A 15,745-nucleotide genomic window follows, 5' to 3' on the forward strand; every position below is an offset into this window, starting at 1 on the left:
AATTTTGTCAAGCAGAAGCTTTCACCACCGCTTCTGCTTGAGAGTGCAACAATAAACCGTATTCCAATCCCTCCACTACCGCTTGATAGGAAGCCTCCAAAATATTGGTGGAAACGCCTACCGTCGTCCAGCGTTGACGACCATTGCCTGATTCTACCAACACACGGGTTTTTGCCGCAGTGCCCGTATGTCCGTTGAGAATCCGCACTTTGTAATCTGTCAAATCAAAAGTTGCAATTTGGGGATAAAAGTTCACCAAAGCTTTGCGTAAAGCTGCATCCAAAGCTGCCACAGGGCCGTTACCTTCCGCCGCCTCCAAAATATTTTTCCCGTCAACAGCGACTTTGACTGTAGCTAGGGCATTGCTAGTTTCCTTCCCTTCAATCAAGTCGCAGTGGACTTGAAAACCTTTGACTTCAAAATATTTCTGGCGATCTCCCAAAGCTTCGTGCATTAACAGCACAAAACTGGCCTCTGCTGCTTCAAATTGAAATCCTTCACTCTCTAAATCTTTGAGGCGCTGGAGAATTTCTCTCGCTTCAGCCTTTTGCTGATCTAATTCAATACCAAAACTGCGGGCTTTGGCTAAAACATTGCTAAGGCCAGACTGTTCAGAAATTACAATGCGGCGGCGATTCCCGACTTGTTCCGGTTGGATATGTTCGTAAGTTAGGGGATTACGTTCTACGGCTGATACATGAATACCGCCTTTATGGGCAAAAGCCGAACGTCCGACAAAGGGGGCATGTTCATCTGGCGCAAGATTGACCACCTCACTCACAAAACGACTCACTTCTGTAAGTTGTGTGAGCTGGTCTTCTGTGATACAACTGTAACCCGCCTTCAGTTGTAAATTGGGAATTAGCGAACAGAGGTTAGCATTGCCGCAACGTTCACCGTAACCATTAATTGTGCCCTGTACCATCTTTGCCCCTGCCATAACGGCAGCTATTGCGTTAGCAACCGCCATTTCTGAATCGTTATGAGTATGAATTCCAATTTGGGGCATTGGGGATTGGGCATTAGGCATTGGTGATTGAGTAGATTCTTTCCCCATGCCCCATGCCCTATGCCCCATGCCCCATTCCCCAGTCACTTTGACTACATCTTGAACAATTTGGCTAATTTCATGGGGTAACGTGCCACCATTGGTATCACAGAGGACAAGCCATTCAGCACCAGATGCGATCGCAGCCTCTAATGTCTGTAAAGCATAATCTCGATTGTGCTTATAGCCATCAAACCAATGTTCAGCATCGTAGATAATCCGACGACCTTGAGAACGGAGGTACTCAATTGTGTCGCTAATCATCGCCAAATTTTCTTCTAATGTCGTCTTGAGTCCTGTTGTCACATGTAAATCCCAAGACTTGCCAAAAATCGTTACCCAGCGAGTTCCCGCAGCCAAAATATCCTGTAGCATCGGTTCGGTGGCAGCAGTGGAGTTGGGGCGGCGAGTCGAGCAAAAAGCCACAATTTCAGCTTGTTTTAGCGGATCTTCTTGGAGTTGCCAGAAAAATTGTACATCCTTGGGATTAGCACCAGGCCAACCACCTTCAATGAAGGGAATTCCCAGTTGATCGAGTCTACGGGCAATGCGTAACTTATCTTCTATCGATACAGATAGCCCCTCGCGCTGAGTGCCATCGCGTAATGTAGTGTCATAGAGCCAAAGTTGAGGTGAAGAATTTGTGGTCATAAAACTGGGACCGACGAGACAACTTTCGAGGCAATGTGTCAATATACAACAAAAAGCCAGCTTGGCAATTTAAAAATGCCTAAAGTAATAGCTCAAGGTAAAACAATTGAATGTGTAAGTAAAAGCAATCTCCGAACAATTTTGCTGCAAAATGGTATTGACCTCTACAATGACGGTGCTAAGTTAATAAACTGTCGGGGCATTGGCAGTTGCGGAACTTGCGCGGTTAAGGTAGAGGGTGAAGTATCAGCAGCGAATTGGCGTGATCGAGCACGGCGTTCGCTTCCTCCCCATTCTCCTACAACAGACTTACGTTTAGCCTGTCAAACTCAGATTTTGGGCGATGTAAAAGTGACAAAGTTTGATGGATTTTGGGGACAAGGTTCTCGAATAGTGTGGACACCAAAAGGTTAAAAAGGAGTAAGACAAGATGGGTAGATGGACACCCTTAATTTTGATGGCTGGAGGTTTAGCCATTCTGCTTGGTACATTACTAGGCATCAACTTTCCTATGGGCGTACAAACCGCTAACGCTCCCGGTGGCAAAGCAGCAAAAGTTTTGCCAGCTAATATCAATGTTAATAGCAGTGCAGGCAGCAAGAATGATGAAACTGCAACTGAAGGAAATGAAACAACTGAAACAAACGAAAACAGACGCGGCATTGTAGCCCCAAGACCTGACAACAGGAGTAGTGTTGCTCAGAATCCTTCTGATGACTCGACATCACCTGCTGACAGTACAACAGACGGCAATACAGATTCTTCCGAAAACACACCATCAAGCGATATAAATCAAGGCAATGAACCAATTCGCGCCTTGTGGTAAAGATAGATTCGTCTTTAGTTACGAGTTATAAGTTATAAGTTATGAGTTACGAGTTATTAGTTATGAGTTATGTACTAATGACAAATGACAAATGACAAATGACAAATGACAAATGACTAGTGAGACTGTAATTATTGGTGGCGGCGTTATTGGTTTAGCGATCGCCATTGAACTCCAACTGCGCGGGGCACACGTCACCGTGCTTTGTCGTGACTTCCAGGCTGCCGCTACCCATGCCGCCGCCGGAATGTTAGCACCAGATGCGGAAAATATCTCGAATCAGGCAATGCGCTCTTTGTGTTGGCGATCGCGTGCCTTATATCCCGACTGGACGCGCAAATTAGAAGAACTAACAGGTTTAAATACTGGCTATAGGGCTTGTGGTATCCTAGCACCCGTCTTTGAGGAGGTAAGGGGGCAGGGGGCAGGGGGCAGGGGGAAACTTTCTCTGTCTGCTTCCCAGTTTTCCCCTGCTTACTGGTTAAACAAAGAGGCAATTCATCAATATCAACCAGGATTGGGAGCCGAGGTAGTTGGTGGCTGGTGGTATCCTGAAGACGCACAAGTTGATAATAAAGCTCTCGCTCACGTATTGCGGACGGCGGCTGAATCTGTTGGTGTTGAACTCAAAGACGGCATTACAGTAGAAGCATTTTTACAGCAGCAAGGACAAGTGGTTGGGGTACAAACCAATGCTGGAACGATTCGCGCCGCGCACTATGTTTTAGCTTCAGGTGCTTGGTCAAATGAATTGTTACCAATACCTGTGCTACCCAGAAAAGGACAAATGCTGAGTGTGCAGATACCAGAATTTGTGCCGGAATTGCCCTTAAAGCGGGTTTTGTTTGGGGAGAATATTTATATCGTACCAAGATGCGATCGCTTGGTTTTTGGGGCAACAAGCGAAGATGTTGGCTTCATCCCCGGCAACACTCCAGAAGGCATTCAAAAATTATTACAAGCTGCCATCCGTCTATATCCTCAACTAAAGCATTATCCCATCCAAGAATTCTGGTGGGGATTTCGCCCAACTACCCCTGATGAGTTGCCCATCCTGGGCACTAGCCACTGTCAAAATTTAACCTTTGCTACTGGTCATTACCGCAACGGAATTCTACTTGCGCCCGTAACAGCCGCATTGATTGCCGATTTAATCTTAGAACAAAAATCTGACCCCCTACTTGCTGATTTTCACTATTCGCGCTTCCAGTCCCAGCCATCTACCTCTACTCCCATGCTGACTAACTCTGCCAATTTCTCCAACGGGCATCAGCCTGCTATATCCCCCCACTCCCCACTCCCCACTCCCCACTCCCCACTAATTATTGCTGGCAAAACCTTTCAATCCCGCTTGATGACAGGAACCGGTAAGTATCGCAGCATGGAGGAAATGCAGCAAAGCATTGCCGCCAGCGATTGCCAGATTGTCACCGTAGCAGTACGACGAGTACAAACCAAAGCCCCCGGACATGAAGGTTTAGCTGAAGCCTTAGATTGGACGAAAATCTGGATGTTGCCCAATACCGCAGGTTGCCAAACTGCTGAAGAGGCGATTCGGGTGGCGCGTTTGGGGCGAGAAATGGCGAAATTGTTGGGACAGGAAGATAATAATTTTATAAAGTTAGAAGTAATACCTGATCTTAAGTATTTACTCCCAGATCCAATTGGGACGCTACAAGCAGCAGAACAACTAGTTAAAGAAGGCTTTGCAGTATTGCCTTATATCAATGCTGACCCCATGTTAGCCAAGCGCTTAGAAGAGGTAGGTTGTGCGACAGTAATGCCTTTGGCATCGCCAATTGGTTCTGGACAAGGTTTAAAAACAACTGCGAATATCCAAATTATCATTGAAAATGCAGGTGTGCCAGTGGTGGTAGATGCGGGTATTGGTTCACCCTCAGAAGCCGCTCAAGCAATGGAATTGGGAGCAGATGCTTTATTGATTAATAGTGCGATCGCTCTTTCTCCAAACCCAGCAGCAATGGCTCGTGCCATGAATTTAGCAACAGTTGCCGGTCGTCTAGCATACGTTGCTGGCAGGATGCCCATCAAAGATTACGCCAGTCCTAGTTCACCTCTGACTGGGACAATTACTAGTTAGGGATTAGGGCATGGGGCATAGAGAAGAGATGGACAATGGAAACAGCGAAGACATCAGGGACAAGCGGAATAAGCAATGCCCAATACCCAATGCCCAATGCCCAATACCCAAATGTAACGATTTGTCTAGCAGTTTAAGACCGGATTTAGCATTTATGTAACATTAAATGAACGATAAAGATAAAGGAATTAATTCATGCCCTATACAAATGAAGAAGGCGGTCTTCTAAATAATTTTGCCCGTGAACCAAAGATTTACCAAGCAGAACCCCCCACAGAAGGACAAAAGCGAACCTATCTTTTCCTTGGAATCGCTGCTACAGCTTTGGTTGGTGGCTTGATTTTAGTAGCCTTCTTTGTTTCTAACGCCAGTTGATCTTTCTCTTGGGCGTAATACATTTTAATAAAATTTCATCTTTATAGTTTTTCAGGTTCCGATTTTAAAAGGAGCCTGCTTTTTTATTTTTTGTTAAAATTGAATTAGCAATTTAATAATGTATAATTATAGGTTTTTATACTTTTTTCTTGCCAGGAGTTTGTTAAATTTTGATTTGTTAGTAAGCAAGTTGGTAGTCAGGACTTTAGTTCTTGCTACAAATCCTGAAAACTAGCTAGACATATTACTAAACCTAAAGGCTGAAGTTATTCTGAACAGCACAACATTTACTTAAAAATCATTTTTATTATGAGTTTAGCCAACTTAGATGCATCTAGAAAGGTGATAGATACTGCGTTTTGGCTCTTTAGCCGCTATGAGCGTGAATGATACTGCACACAACAATAATTCTACTTGGAATCGGCAAGCATACCACCGCCTGAAACTTGCCCTAAGTCTTGGCTTACGACGACAAATTTTTTAGCAGTATGTGATAATTTACACTTAAGAAATCAGGTAGCAGCCCGTTTGCACTCTACATTGGCTTATCCTGTTGGACAAGTGCTATATCAGTCATCAAATGCTCAGGAAAATAGCACTCCGGCTTATCCGCGATTGGTTACGTTGCGTTTGAATTTAAACGATCCCAATCCCATAACCCAAATTAATCAATGGTTGGCTAATTATCCACCGCCAATTGTTGGGGCATCAAAAGATACTCCTGGAAAACCTTTTCCAGTACCAGTATTCCAGATTGTCGGTGTGGAGCATCTCACTAAGCAACCAGTTGCTACACAACGCTTATTTTTGCACTATCTCCGTTTAAGCGAACAATATTTCTCGACACAAGAATCCAGCAGATTCTTAGAATCTAACTTGCTGTTGTGGATACCCCGTCCTTGGTTATCTGCAATCAAGCAATCAGCACCACAGTTTTGGCGATCGCGTACAGGCGTATTTGTGTTTGCTGGAGAACCCACACCAGCAATTCAGAATTTGGGCTATCCAGAACGTTCTTCTAATTCCAGAAGCTTAGATTTAGGGAATATTGAGCAGTCGATTCTAGATGAATCAGTTCAAGCAGAACTCAGAACCGCAGCTACCGAGTTTGAGTTTGAGAATAAGTCCGATTTCCCAGTAGAGATGCAAGGGAATGGCGTAGATAAAATTCAGGAAGTTTCACCGTCAACAGCAGATTTATTGAAGGCTGCGCCACAGCAGCAGGAATCTACTAATAGGTCTGGTAGTTCGAGTACTAATCAATCGCTGTCATCTTTATCTTATGTTAGCAGCGAGTTAATAGAGCTAGTAATAGCAACAATCAACACAAGTATTACTCAAAATACTGAGGATTATTTACAACCGCAGCAGATTTTATTAGAAATTGAAGAATTACACGAAAAGCAAGCACCAGGGGAGGTTCTGGCAGAAGCTTATCATCGCTTGGGCACTTTGTACCGCCTTCGCATTGAGCAAGAATCAACCCTAGAAAACCTGATGGTGGCAATTATTGCTTATCAGGAGGCAATTAGTTATGACGAAACTTCACCGCAACTCCCAGATATCTTGAATGATTTGGGTACACTCTACTGGATGCTATGCCGCACACCACCCAATTCTGAGGAAGGACAAACTTATATAGAGCAGGCAATAGAGTTTTATCAGTTGGCGTTAAACATGATTTCGCCTCAGACACATTCAGAAACTTACGCTCGTGTGCAAAATAATTTGGGGACAGCCTATGGTGATTTAGCTCGTTTTTCTCAACCATCTGAAAATTGGCAGCAAGCAATTTTAGCTTACAGTGAAGCACTCAGCTACCGTACAGCCGATATGGATTCATTAAAGTATGCGGCTTGTCAGAATAATTTAGGTACTGCTTACTGGCATTTAGGGCAATACAATCAACCAATTGTGCATTTAAAGAAAGCGATCGCAGCTTACAATGAAGCACTTATACACTACAACCCCGAAGAGGAACCGCTCAAATATGGCATGATTCAAAACAATATCGGTACTGCCTGCTGGAATCTGGCACAATACGAACAACCTGCCGAAAATCTTCAGCTAGCTATAGATGTCTACAGCAAAGCTCTCAAGTATCGCACTCCGGCTAATGTTCCCAGTGCCTGCGCCGCTACACAAAATAATTTGGGTACTGCCTACTGGCATTTAGCAAACCTATCTCAGACAACTAAAGAGGCACGGCAAAAGTATCTGCAATTATGCATCAGTGCTTATGAAGAAGCAATCGCTTTGGCTCACTCACTTAGCAGTAGTTCTTTAAGTTTTGATTTGCTTGCTTCTTATAATAATTTGGGACTAGCACATTATCAGCTAGCAATAGATAAGTCTTTTAATGGTGACAAAGCAACACGTTCTCAACAATTAGAACTAGCATTAGATAACCATCTACAAGCCTTAAACGGATTCAGTAAACAATCCGAAGCTTATCAAACAACTTTCACTTATGTGGTGAAAACTATTCGTACTTTTCATAATGAATTAGGAATACAGGGGCAAAATCTGGCTTTATCTAAAGTTCCTAGTCAATTGTTGCCAGAGATTTTGCCAAAGTTATAAATAAATATATATATTGCGAAAAACTTTTGAGCATGAACCTGATTAGGGGCTTCTCAAATAAATTGATGTGCCACTATAATTCAACTTGACTTCAAAAAGCTTGATATTAAGTAGATAAGCACAAATAAATCTAACTATATTACAAAAGGTAAATTGCTTAAAAGCCTTGCGATTGCTTCACTCCGCGTTGCTCCGTTCGCAATGACATAGTGATAAATTTCCCCGCCCACTTACTTACTTCCTTTTTTATCCCTTGCGTGATCCTTCAATTTGACCGATAGGGTGGGAAGTGTCAAAAAATAATTAACCTGATATCAACTTGACATTTAATTAGGAAAGCAAGTAAAGTAGCGATGTCTACAAAGGGCTATGCCTAAGCAATTACTATTTTAGTAATTACAAACTAATAAAACTTTTTAACTTAGACATAAAGCAAGCTTAATAAATGTAAATTCTTCAATAATTTTTTTAAAAAATATAGAAAGATTTTATAAAAAATATGATAAAAATGTTGGCATTATTTCCGTAAATTTACTAATGTAGACTGGAGACATAATTGACAGAAAACTCCAGGATGAGAATTGAAACCTAAGTTATGAAACTAAGTTTGGTTTTTGCGACTGCTATATCTAGTGTTTTTGTAAGTGTTACCACAGGATTTGGTTTCTCTGATCAAGCACACGCTTTAACTTTTGCTGGCATCTCCTAGTGGGACATGGGGAGAACCTACTCCGGAAAGCACGGATACTAATGCCGTATACACAGGTGTGGGAAATAACACATTTACTTGGGGCGATCCTAATGTATGTCTACCAAGTGCAAATATTTCTAATGGGTGTCAAGTAACAGGCTCAAATAAACTTGAACTTTAATGGAAACTCATTTTCAACTAGCATTGATTCTGAATTCAAAATAGGTGATTTAACTTACTTTAACGGAACAGTACTTAAAGGTACAGCCGTTTGAATCTGTACCTTTAAATCTCAATGTATCCTTTAACCCTCTTGTGGGAATCAGCGAAGTTTTTGACTTCAAATTGTATCTAGTTAATACACCTAATATCGAGGCGGCAGATCCTGAAGACAATGCAGACTTTGTATTTATAGACACAAATTTGAGTAATCGTATTTTCACCTTTGAAGGTAATAACTATACGCTTGAACTAACTGGTTTTAATCCAGACGTTAGTCCGAAAAGTATTAAGTTCCCTTGAAGGAGCCACAACTACCACAGCTGTTTTATGCGAAAATCAAAACTATACCCGAATCTTCGCCAGTTGTGGGTTTATCGCTGTTAGGGATATACCTGATATCTCGTAAGAATTCTGGGAGAAGAACTATTAAGAACAAAAAAATGTAGAGACGCCGATAAGAAATCGCGTCTCTACACGGGTTTACCGTTTTTTGAGAGAACTATGCAGGGTTCGGTTGGGTTCGGCTTTGAAGTAGCTGTATAATTGCAGCTTTTTCTAAGATTCCAACTAGCACGCCATTCTCACGAATCACGGGAAGCACAGATAGCTTTTGTTGTTCAAGTAGCTGCATAACTTCCAGCAGAGGTTGATTTGATTGAACTGTGGTAGATTCAGTAATTGGTCGCATAACTCCTTTTACTTGAGTTTCTGACCACAGTGCTGTGGGGATGGTTCGCAAATTATCAACTGTGATCGCACCTACTAATTGTCCATCATCATCAGTCACTAAGAACCGATGCCAGTTTTGCCCATTTATGACTCGTTCATCAGCAAACTCTCTGAGGGTAAGATTAGCAGAGACAATCGGGCTATCATGAGTTACTGCATCTTCGGCTGTCAAACCTGTGAGTTTTTCTTTGCACTCTGGCAAACTGAGCCGCATTACCAGCATTTTGCAACAAGAAGAAGCCAATTAACAAATTCCAGAAGTTACCGAAGTTACCAAATAATACTAGAGGAAGTACACCTGAAAGAATTGCTACCCAACCAAAGATTTGCCCAACGCGACTAGCAAAGGTCACACCTTTATAAGGATTGCCTGTAATTTTCCAAACGAGAGCTTTCAGTATATTTCCGCCATCTAAGGGCAAGCCAGGAATCAGGTTAAACAGAGCTAATGCCAAGTTAACAGAAGCTAAAACACCAAGGATTGCAGCTAACGGCCCTGATGCAGCAGTAGTAACACCAATCGCTGTAACGATACCGCAGAGTAATAAGCTTACCAGTGGCCCAGCGATCGCAACCCAGAAAGCTTCACCTGGGGTTTTCGATTCTTTTTCTAAACTCGCCAAACCGCCAAATATAAACAGTGTGATGGATTTGACATCAATTCCCTGACCAATCGCAACAAAACTGTGGCCTAATTCATGGGCGACGACAGAGGCAAATAACATCAGCGCTGTCATCAATCCTAGTAGCAAAGCTAATCCCGCAGACAATTGGGGAAATTGCGCCGCCAGTCCACTGCTATAGCTCCAAGTCACCAAACCCAGAACTAAAAACCATGACGGATGGATATAGAAGGGAATTCCGAAGAGATTACCAACGCGAATTGTGCCATTCATGTCGTTCACCTTTGATTTCAGCTTTGAGAAGTTTGCTTTCTTCCTTCTCGATGTCTCTAGTGTAACGAAAGGTTAAGAGATTTTAATCTTGATGGCGGTAGTGGTGTCCGTCCGTAAAGGTGTGGTTATTGGTAATATTGTCTAAGAACTCTCACTAACTCTCGATTGCTACATTAGGCATCTCCGAAAATGAATGTAGAGACGTTGCAATGCAACGTCTCTACAAGGGTTTCAGGTAACGCATAATTAATTTCTGGAGATGTCTATTAGACAAGATGACTCCATTCATTCCAAGAGCCATCATAATTGCGAACATTGGGATAGCCCAATAAATATTTCAACAAGAAAGGCAGGAGGCTCAGTTGGAATACTATTTTCGCCCTCTGCCCGTGATCGCTAGGGAGCATGGGTCTGAGTCCCACTAGGTAAACTTATGCTATCTGATACCAATTTTTTATGAAGATGCATAGAATTCGATCCCCCCTAGCCCACGCCAGTCGCTCCACTTGGGGAGACCCCAAGACCGCGCTGGCTTAAAAAGGGGGGAACCGGAAAACATCTATCAAAGTCCCCCTTTTTAAGGGGGATTTAGGGGGATCAAGATATGTGCAACTTCACATTAAATTGGTATGAGATAACTTTAACCACACAGTCTTAATATATTACCCATTTCAATACCTCCGGATTTTTGTTATAGCGGTAGGTTACACCATCTTTAGTAGTCACAGACTTTTGTTGACTAGCCTTGCTTCTAATCGTAGTAAGAGAATAGTCTGTTAATGTCTGAAGCTCTTTATGAGAAAGTCCTATAATTGTGGCGCTCACTGCTGATTCTAGTTTTATTTTGAGTTCATTTTTTGGGTAAATGTCTACCGTAATTTGCTCTTTTTGTGATGGTTTAACAGCAATTCCTTTTTGCAATTGATAATCTTGTATAGAAAAACAAGTTGCCAATTAGATTCTTGTGAAAGTTTCTAACACCCATTGATGATAATTAAATAAGCTTTCTCTATGACCAACACTGATAAAAGTTGTTTTCGTTGATTGCAACTGTTGATATAAATTACCTTCGTTATTTAAATCTAAAGCACTCGTTGCTTCATCTAAGATAGTGAAACTAGGATGTGTAATTAATAGCCGCGCAAAAGCGAGGCGTTGTTGTTCTCCTAAAGACAATATATTTTCCCAAGGAACTTCTGTATCAAAGCCATTTACGCGAGTAAGTAAGTGTTGCAGGTTAACTTGTTGCAAAATGTGTTCAAGTTCGCGATCGCTCATTTTTCTATCTGTGTGAGGATAGAGCAACTGTTGGCGCAAAGTCCCTAAAATGATATAAGGCCGTTGCGGTAAGAATAATACTTCTTTTAGAGGGGGGCGCACTAGACAACCAGTTCCCGCATTCCACAAACCAGCGATCGCTCTCAACAAAGAACTTTTACCCCTACCACTAGGGCCAACAATCAATAACCCTTCGCCTGGCTCAACAGCAAATGACAAATTTTCAACAATCACCTGTTCATAATTTGGCGTTTGTAAAGTGACATTCTCAAAAGCTAAACGTTCTTTTTCTAGAATTTGAATAGTACTGACGCTATCGGGTTGTTTACTAGCAGCCTGTAGCGCATCTGTAAACTCTGCTAAACGCTTTACATAGCCAGAAAATCGTCCAGAATTCCCAAACTCAGATATTAGTTCTCCTAGAGCATTAGAAAACATAAAGCAAGCAAAACTAGCTTGGTTAATTTGTCCATAATCAATTTGATCTTGAAGAAATAAAGGTGTAAGAATAAACATCGAGAATACGCTAATGGCAGACTGATATGCTCTGCCAAAAGCGTCTTGCCCCCTCTCTAAATTCAGGCGGCGTTCAGCAGTTTTTAAAACATTATTAAATCGGCGCTTAATTATATTTAATTCTTCATCTTCCCCCTGGAAAAAAGCGATTGATTCGGCATGATTACGAACATGAGTTAAGCAATATGTAAAATCTGCTTTAAATGCAATTTCTTCTTGGTTAACTTTATTTATTGCTTGATTCAAATAAACGGCTATTAAATTACCTATAATTGTATAAATAACTAAATAAATTGCGATTTGCGAAGAAACTATCCAGAGAATTATCAAAGAACTTCCCATTTCTAAAGATTTTTCTAGTAAAGAAGATGAAAATCTCAAACCAATACTAGTAATTGGCTCTATTTCTTGGGATAAGCGTTGATCTGGATTATCTATATCAGATTTAAAATTGATTTTATAATAAGCTTGATTACTTAAATATTTTTCTAAAACATGAAAATTTAGCCATTTGTACCAATCAAGAATTATTTTTTTTCTGACATATCTCAAAAGAGTTACTAACAAGACCATTCCGACAATAATGAAACTGGAAAACCATAAAGTACTATTATATTTATCAAGGTTTCTCTGTTCAATAACGATATCAATTACATAGCGATTCCAGTAACTATTTGCAGCATTTGCACCGACAATTACAACTATTAATAATACTAAGGAAACGAGCATTCCCCATGAGCGAATCACATCTGAAAATGCTCTTCCTTCTGCTTTTGTTGGATACCAATAAGGCCCGGCAACTACTTTCACATCCTGCCAAAATTGAATCAAGGTTGAAAAAGGATTTGTTGTATTTTGCTCACGCACAGATGGAGTTTGCATATTCTAAAAATGTAGCCGTTACTAATTACACTAGGAATTTTGAAATGACCTTTGAGAATTAAGTTAGACTCAAAGGTCATTTTTCCTTTAGAGAATGTCTGAAAACTTTTATGGTGTTGTATTCGAGATTTCTAAACCCTCTAAATTCCCCTTTTTAAGGAGGACTTTAATTAAATTTCCTCCTTTTGTAAGGGGAGCCAGCTATGCTGTCAGCCTTAAAGCAGGGTAGAAACTGGCGTGAACTAGGGGGAATCAAATCGAATGCACTAAGTTAATGGTTCTTCATCAACAATTTCGACTGTTCTCGGAAAAGGGCCTGGTCAGGCTCAGTAACAACTACTGGGCTAATATGATGTTTCAGTTTGAGTTTTAACTCATCTGAAATGGGCAATTCTTGAATTTCTTTGAGAAGAAATCTGACAGATTCAGTTTTGCTACGTTCTGTATAGACGAGCTTGAGAATGTTTTCAATTCCAAATCCCGCTATATATTCCCCTAGAACGGCTACCAGCCCAAGTAAGCCTAAACCTCCTAAGAGGCCCAAAGGCCCGCCCAGCGTTGAAAGCATAGCGACAACGGCGGCTACATTACCCCCTGATGCACCTGTTGCTATCACGAAAAGTATGCCAGGAAGACCTAAACCAGAAATTTTTTTGACGAGTTCATCCATTGTACTTACCTACAATCCTTATAAAGTGAAAACATGACTAAGAGAGTCATTACTAATTTCTTTTGTGAAGAAATTAAAAATCTTACATCTTGCACCAGCTAACTGGTGCAAGATGTAAGATAATCTGATTTAGCCCAACAAAAGACTACAAAGTTCATCAATTTGCTGACTTTTGTTAGATATTAGTCGATGGGCTATAGCTTGTAGTTGACGAGTATTCTGGAGTTTAGTATTATCTATTTCTTCTAGTTCACTATCTAACAATGTTTGAAAGCGATAATAAAAACTTTGAGCTTCTTTATCAGTAGGTTCAAACAACTGTTCTAATTCTCCAGCTACCACTTCACTACTACCGTCAAACATAATATTTAAAAGCGGTCTTCCCCATTGCAAGAGTCCCCAATTTTTCACTTCTTTATAAGGGTAAACACTGGTCAGCGAACCTGTACCTAAAGAAACTACTAAAATATCTTCTGTCTCAAGGACTTTTTGTGCTTTTCGTTTACTACTAATTTGTGCTTCTAAAATAGCTAAATGGGATGGATTATTAGCAAATACTCCACCATCAATCAAAGTATAGGCGATGCCGCTATTGTGGGGGTTTACAAGCCGATGAGGAGCAAAATAAGTCGGAGTGGCACTAGTTGCTAATGCTGCATCTAGGAGCGAAAAACCGCCACATAACTTCTGAAAATTCTTAGATTCTGTTTGCTGTTTTTCTAGTTGGTTTGTAAAAAATATCGGAATTCGCTGCTCGATATCATAACTCGTTACAAAAACTTCTTTGAGATTATTTTCTATAAGGGCGTTACCAAAATATTGCCTGAAAATTTCTTCTTTGCTTTCGGAAGGATATTTTGGCTGGAGAAATATATCCTCTAATGGGCCAAGTAGTCTTTCAAACAACGGCTCATAAAATATTTCTACCCCATACTCAAGAAATAGCTGTAGGAGATCCTCAGCAGTGTATTCAGCTACTGGCAAGTTATCAGATCCATCGGAACTTAATCGGGGTTTAGTTAGTCCAAGTGCCAAAATTCCGCCACTGGAAGTGCCAGTAATTAAATCAAACAAACTGAATATAGGCTTTTGTGTCCGTCTTTCAATTTCTGCTAGGAGTAATGCCGGAATAATGCCCCGAATACCGCCTCCATCAATGGAAAGTATTTTATATTTGGGACGGGCTTTTGTATTCATAGGTTCTGGCAATTCCTCCTGAATTAATACTTGTGCTTGTTGGATATTGAGGGGATCTTCAGTTTGATCTGTTTTGGTTTCCTCCTCGTATGGTTCGAGAGCGATCGCAGTTGGAATAATCTCGGATTCTTCGCTGTTTGTTTCTGTCTGTTGAATTTCCTTTGGTTGATCTTCGTCGCTTACTAACGATACCGTTGTTGCTAATAAACTTGTGGTTAGTGGTGAGATATTTTCTTCAGGAATAACTGCTGTCTCAATTTGGATCTCTTCTTGAATATCTTCTTGATTGGATGGTTCTACTGCAAATGGAACTGGATTTGATGATTGCGTTGCGAATGGAATTTCTGCTAAAGTCCAAATAGGATTACCACGAAAGTTTCCTTGATAGGACTTTCCAGTTTGGTTTTTTCCAGTTTGGTTTTTGACAGTTGTCCCTTGCCCATCGTCTAATCTCCAGTAGGCCACTAATCCTTCTTCATCTCCGACTATTTGCCCACAACGATGATTCTGAATTTGTGCTTGAGTACAGGGAGAATTCCAAACGCTAATATTTGCTAATTGTCCTTTGAAATAGACCTGTTTATGTAACGTTGCTCCCAGAGTGATAGAACTTGTAGCTTTGTTTAAAGATGAACCTCTAAGAGAATCGTTATATTCATGCTCGTCAAGATACACAGCTAGTTGACCACTATTAAAAACAATAGCAAAAAAGTGCCATTCTCCTATAGTTAACTCTCCTTGCCCAAAGGTTTTGATATTTTTGCTAACAGTTTCATCAATGTAGACATCTAGGCTTCCTGTTTCACTGATGCCGAATTCAAAATTATCGCTGAATCTCTCTGAAGAACGGGCAAAAAATACATTGCGTGTCCCGTAACTAGTGGCTTTATTTGTTAGTTCGTATGGATTTACCCATCCTGAAACCGTAAAAGCTGAACTCCCTTGAGCGAAAACGCCGCCAATATCGTTTCTGCCAAAATCTATATAATCATCTACCCCATCAAATGTTAAAACTGTTTGTGTATTTACTAGATTTATCACAAGAATTTAATCTCCAAATATCAATAATTCGTACTTTTA

At 40.9% G+C, this 15,745-nt stretch carries 8 protein-coding genes and 4 pseudogenes; 6 read left to right on the forward strand and 6 right to left on the reverse strand.

Annotated elements, in window-relative coordinates:
• Positions 1 to 7: 7 nt before the first annotated feature.
• Positions 8 to 1,699: a citramalate synthase gene (gene cimA / locus ANSO36C_RS27625; RefSeq protein WP_251957368.1), complete on the reverse strand. Its 1,692-nt coding sequence runs from the start codon at positions 1,697 to 1,699 to the stop codon at positions 8 to 10.
• Positions 1,700 to 1,774: 75 nt separating this feature from the next.
• Here cimA and ANSO36C_RS27630 point away from each other — a divergent pair, with 75 nt between their 5' ends.
• From ANSO36C_RS27630 to ANSO36C_RS35150, 6 genes and pseudogenes are all read left to right on the forward strand, one after another.
• A complete protein-coding gene (locus ANSO36C_RS27630) occupies positions 1,775 to 2,113 on the forward strand; it encodes a 2Fe-2S iron-sulfur cluster-binding protein (protein WP_251957369.1) in 339 nt (112 codons plus the stop codon).
• 16 nt (positions 2,114 to 2,129) lie between these two features.
• Entirely contained in the window at positions 2,130 to 2,525 is a 396-nt protein-coding gene (locus ANSO36C_RS27635; protein WP_251957370.1) for a hypothetical protein, read from the forward strand.
• A 112-nt stretch (positions 2,526 to 2,637) separates the two neighbouring features.
• Positions 2,638 to 4,626, forward strand: coding sequence for a glycine oxidase ThiO (thiO, locus tag ANSO36C_RS34560; RefSeq protein ID WP_323374522.1), 1,989 nt, complete (start codon positions 2,638 to 2,640; stop codon positions 4,624 to 4,626).
• A 195-nt stretch (positions 4,627 to 4,821) separates the two neighbouring features.
• A complete protein-coding gene (psb34, locus tag ANSO36C_RS27650) occupies positions 4,822 to 5,001 on the forward strand; it encodes a photosystem II assembly protein Psb34 (RefSeq protein WP_251957371.1) in 180 nt (59 codons plus the stop codon).
• A gap of 376 nt (positions 5,002 to 5,377) precedes the next feature.
• Positions 5,378 to 7,584 (forward strand): annotated as a pseudogene (locus ANSO36C_RS27655) (tetratricopeptide repeat protein).
• A 595-nt stretch (positions 7,585 to 8,179) separates the two neighbouring features.
• Positions 8,180 to 8,943 (forward strand): annotated as a pseudogene (locus tag ANSO36C_RS35150) (choice-of-anchor K domain-containing protein).
• 53 nt (positions 8,944 to 8,996) lie between these two features.
• On the opposite strand, the pseudogene ANSO36C_RS27660 reads toward ANSO36C_RS35150, so the two are convergent.
• The 5 genes and pseudogenes from ANSO36C_RS27660 to ANSO36C_RS27675 form a co-directional block, all read right to left on the reverse strand.
• A pseudogene (locus tag ANSO36C_RS27660) lies at positions 8,997 to 10,122 on the reverse strand (site-2 protease family protein).
• Positions 10,123 to 10,388: 266 nt separating this feature from the next.
• Positions 10,389 to 10,544, reverse strand: a complete 156-nt coding sequence (locus ANSO36C_RS34565; RefSeq protein WP_323374523.1) for a rhodanese-like domain-containing protein — start codon at positions 10,542 to 10,544, stop codon at positions 10,389 to 10,391.
• 232 nt (positions 10,545 to 10,776) lie between these two features.
• Positions 10,777 to 12,798 (reverse strand): annotated as a pseudogene (locus ANSO36C_RS27665) (ABC transporter ATP-binding protein/permease).
• Positions 12,799 to 13,069: 271 nt separating this feature from the next.
• Entirely contained in the window at positions 13,070 to 13,468 is a 399-nt protein-coding gene (locus ANSO36C_RS27670) for a hypothetical protein (RefSeq protein ID WP_323374524.1), read from the reverse strand.
• Positions 13,469 to 13,597: 129 nt separating this feature from the next.
• The gene (locus ANSO36C_RS27675) at positions 13,598 to 15,706 is read right to left on the reverse strand and encodes a patatin-like phospholipase family protein (protein ID WP_251957372.1); all 2,109 of its coding nucleotides are present in this window, start codon (positions 15,704 to 15,706) and stop codon (positions 13,598 to 13,600) included.
• Between the last annotated feature and the right edge of the window lie 39 nt (positions 15,707 to 15,745).

Source organism: Nostoc cf. commune SO-36, assembly GCF_023734775.1.
GTDB lineage: Bacteria > Cyanobacteriota > Cyanobacteriia > Cyanobacteriales > Nostocaceae > Nostoc > Nostoc commune_A.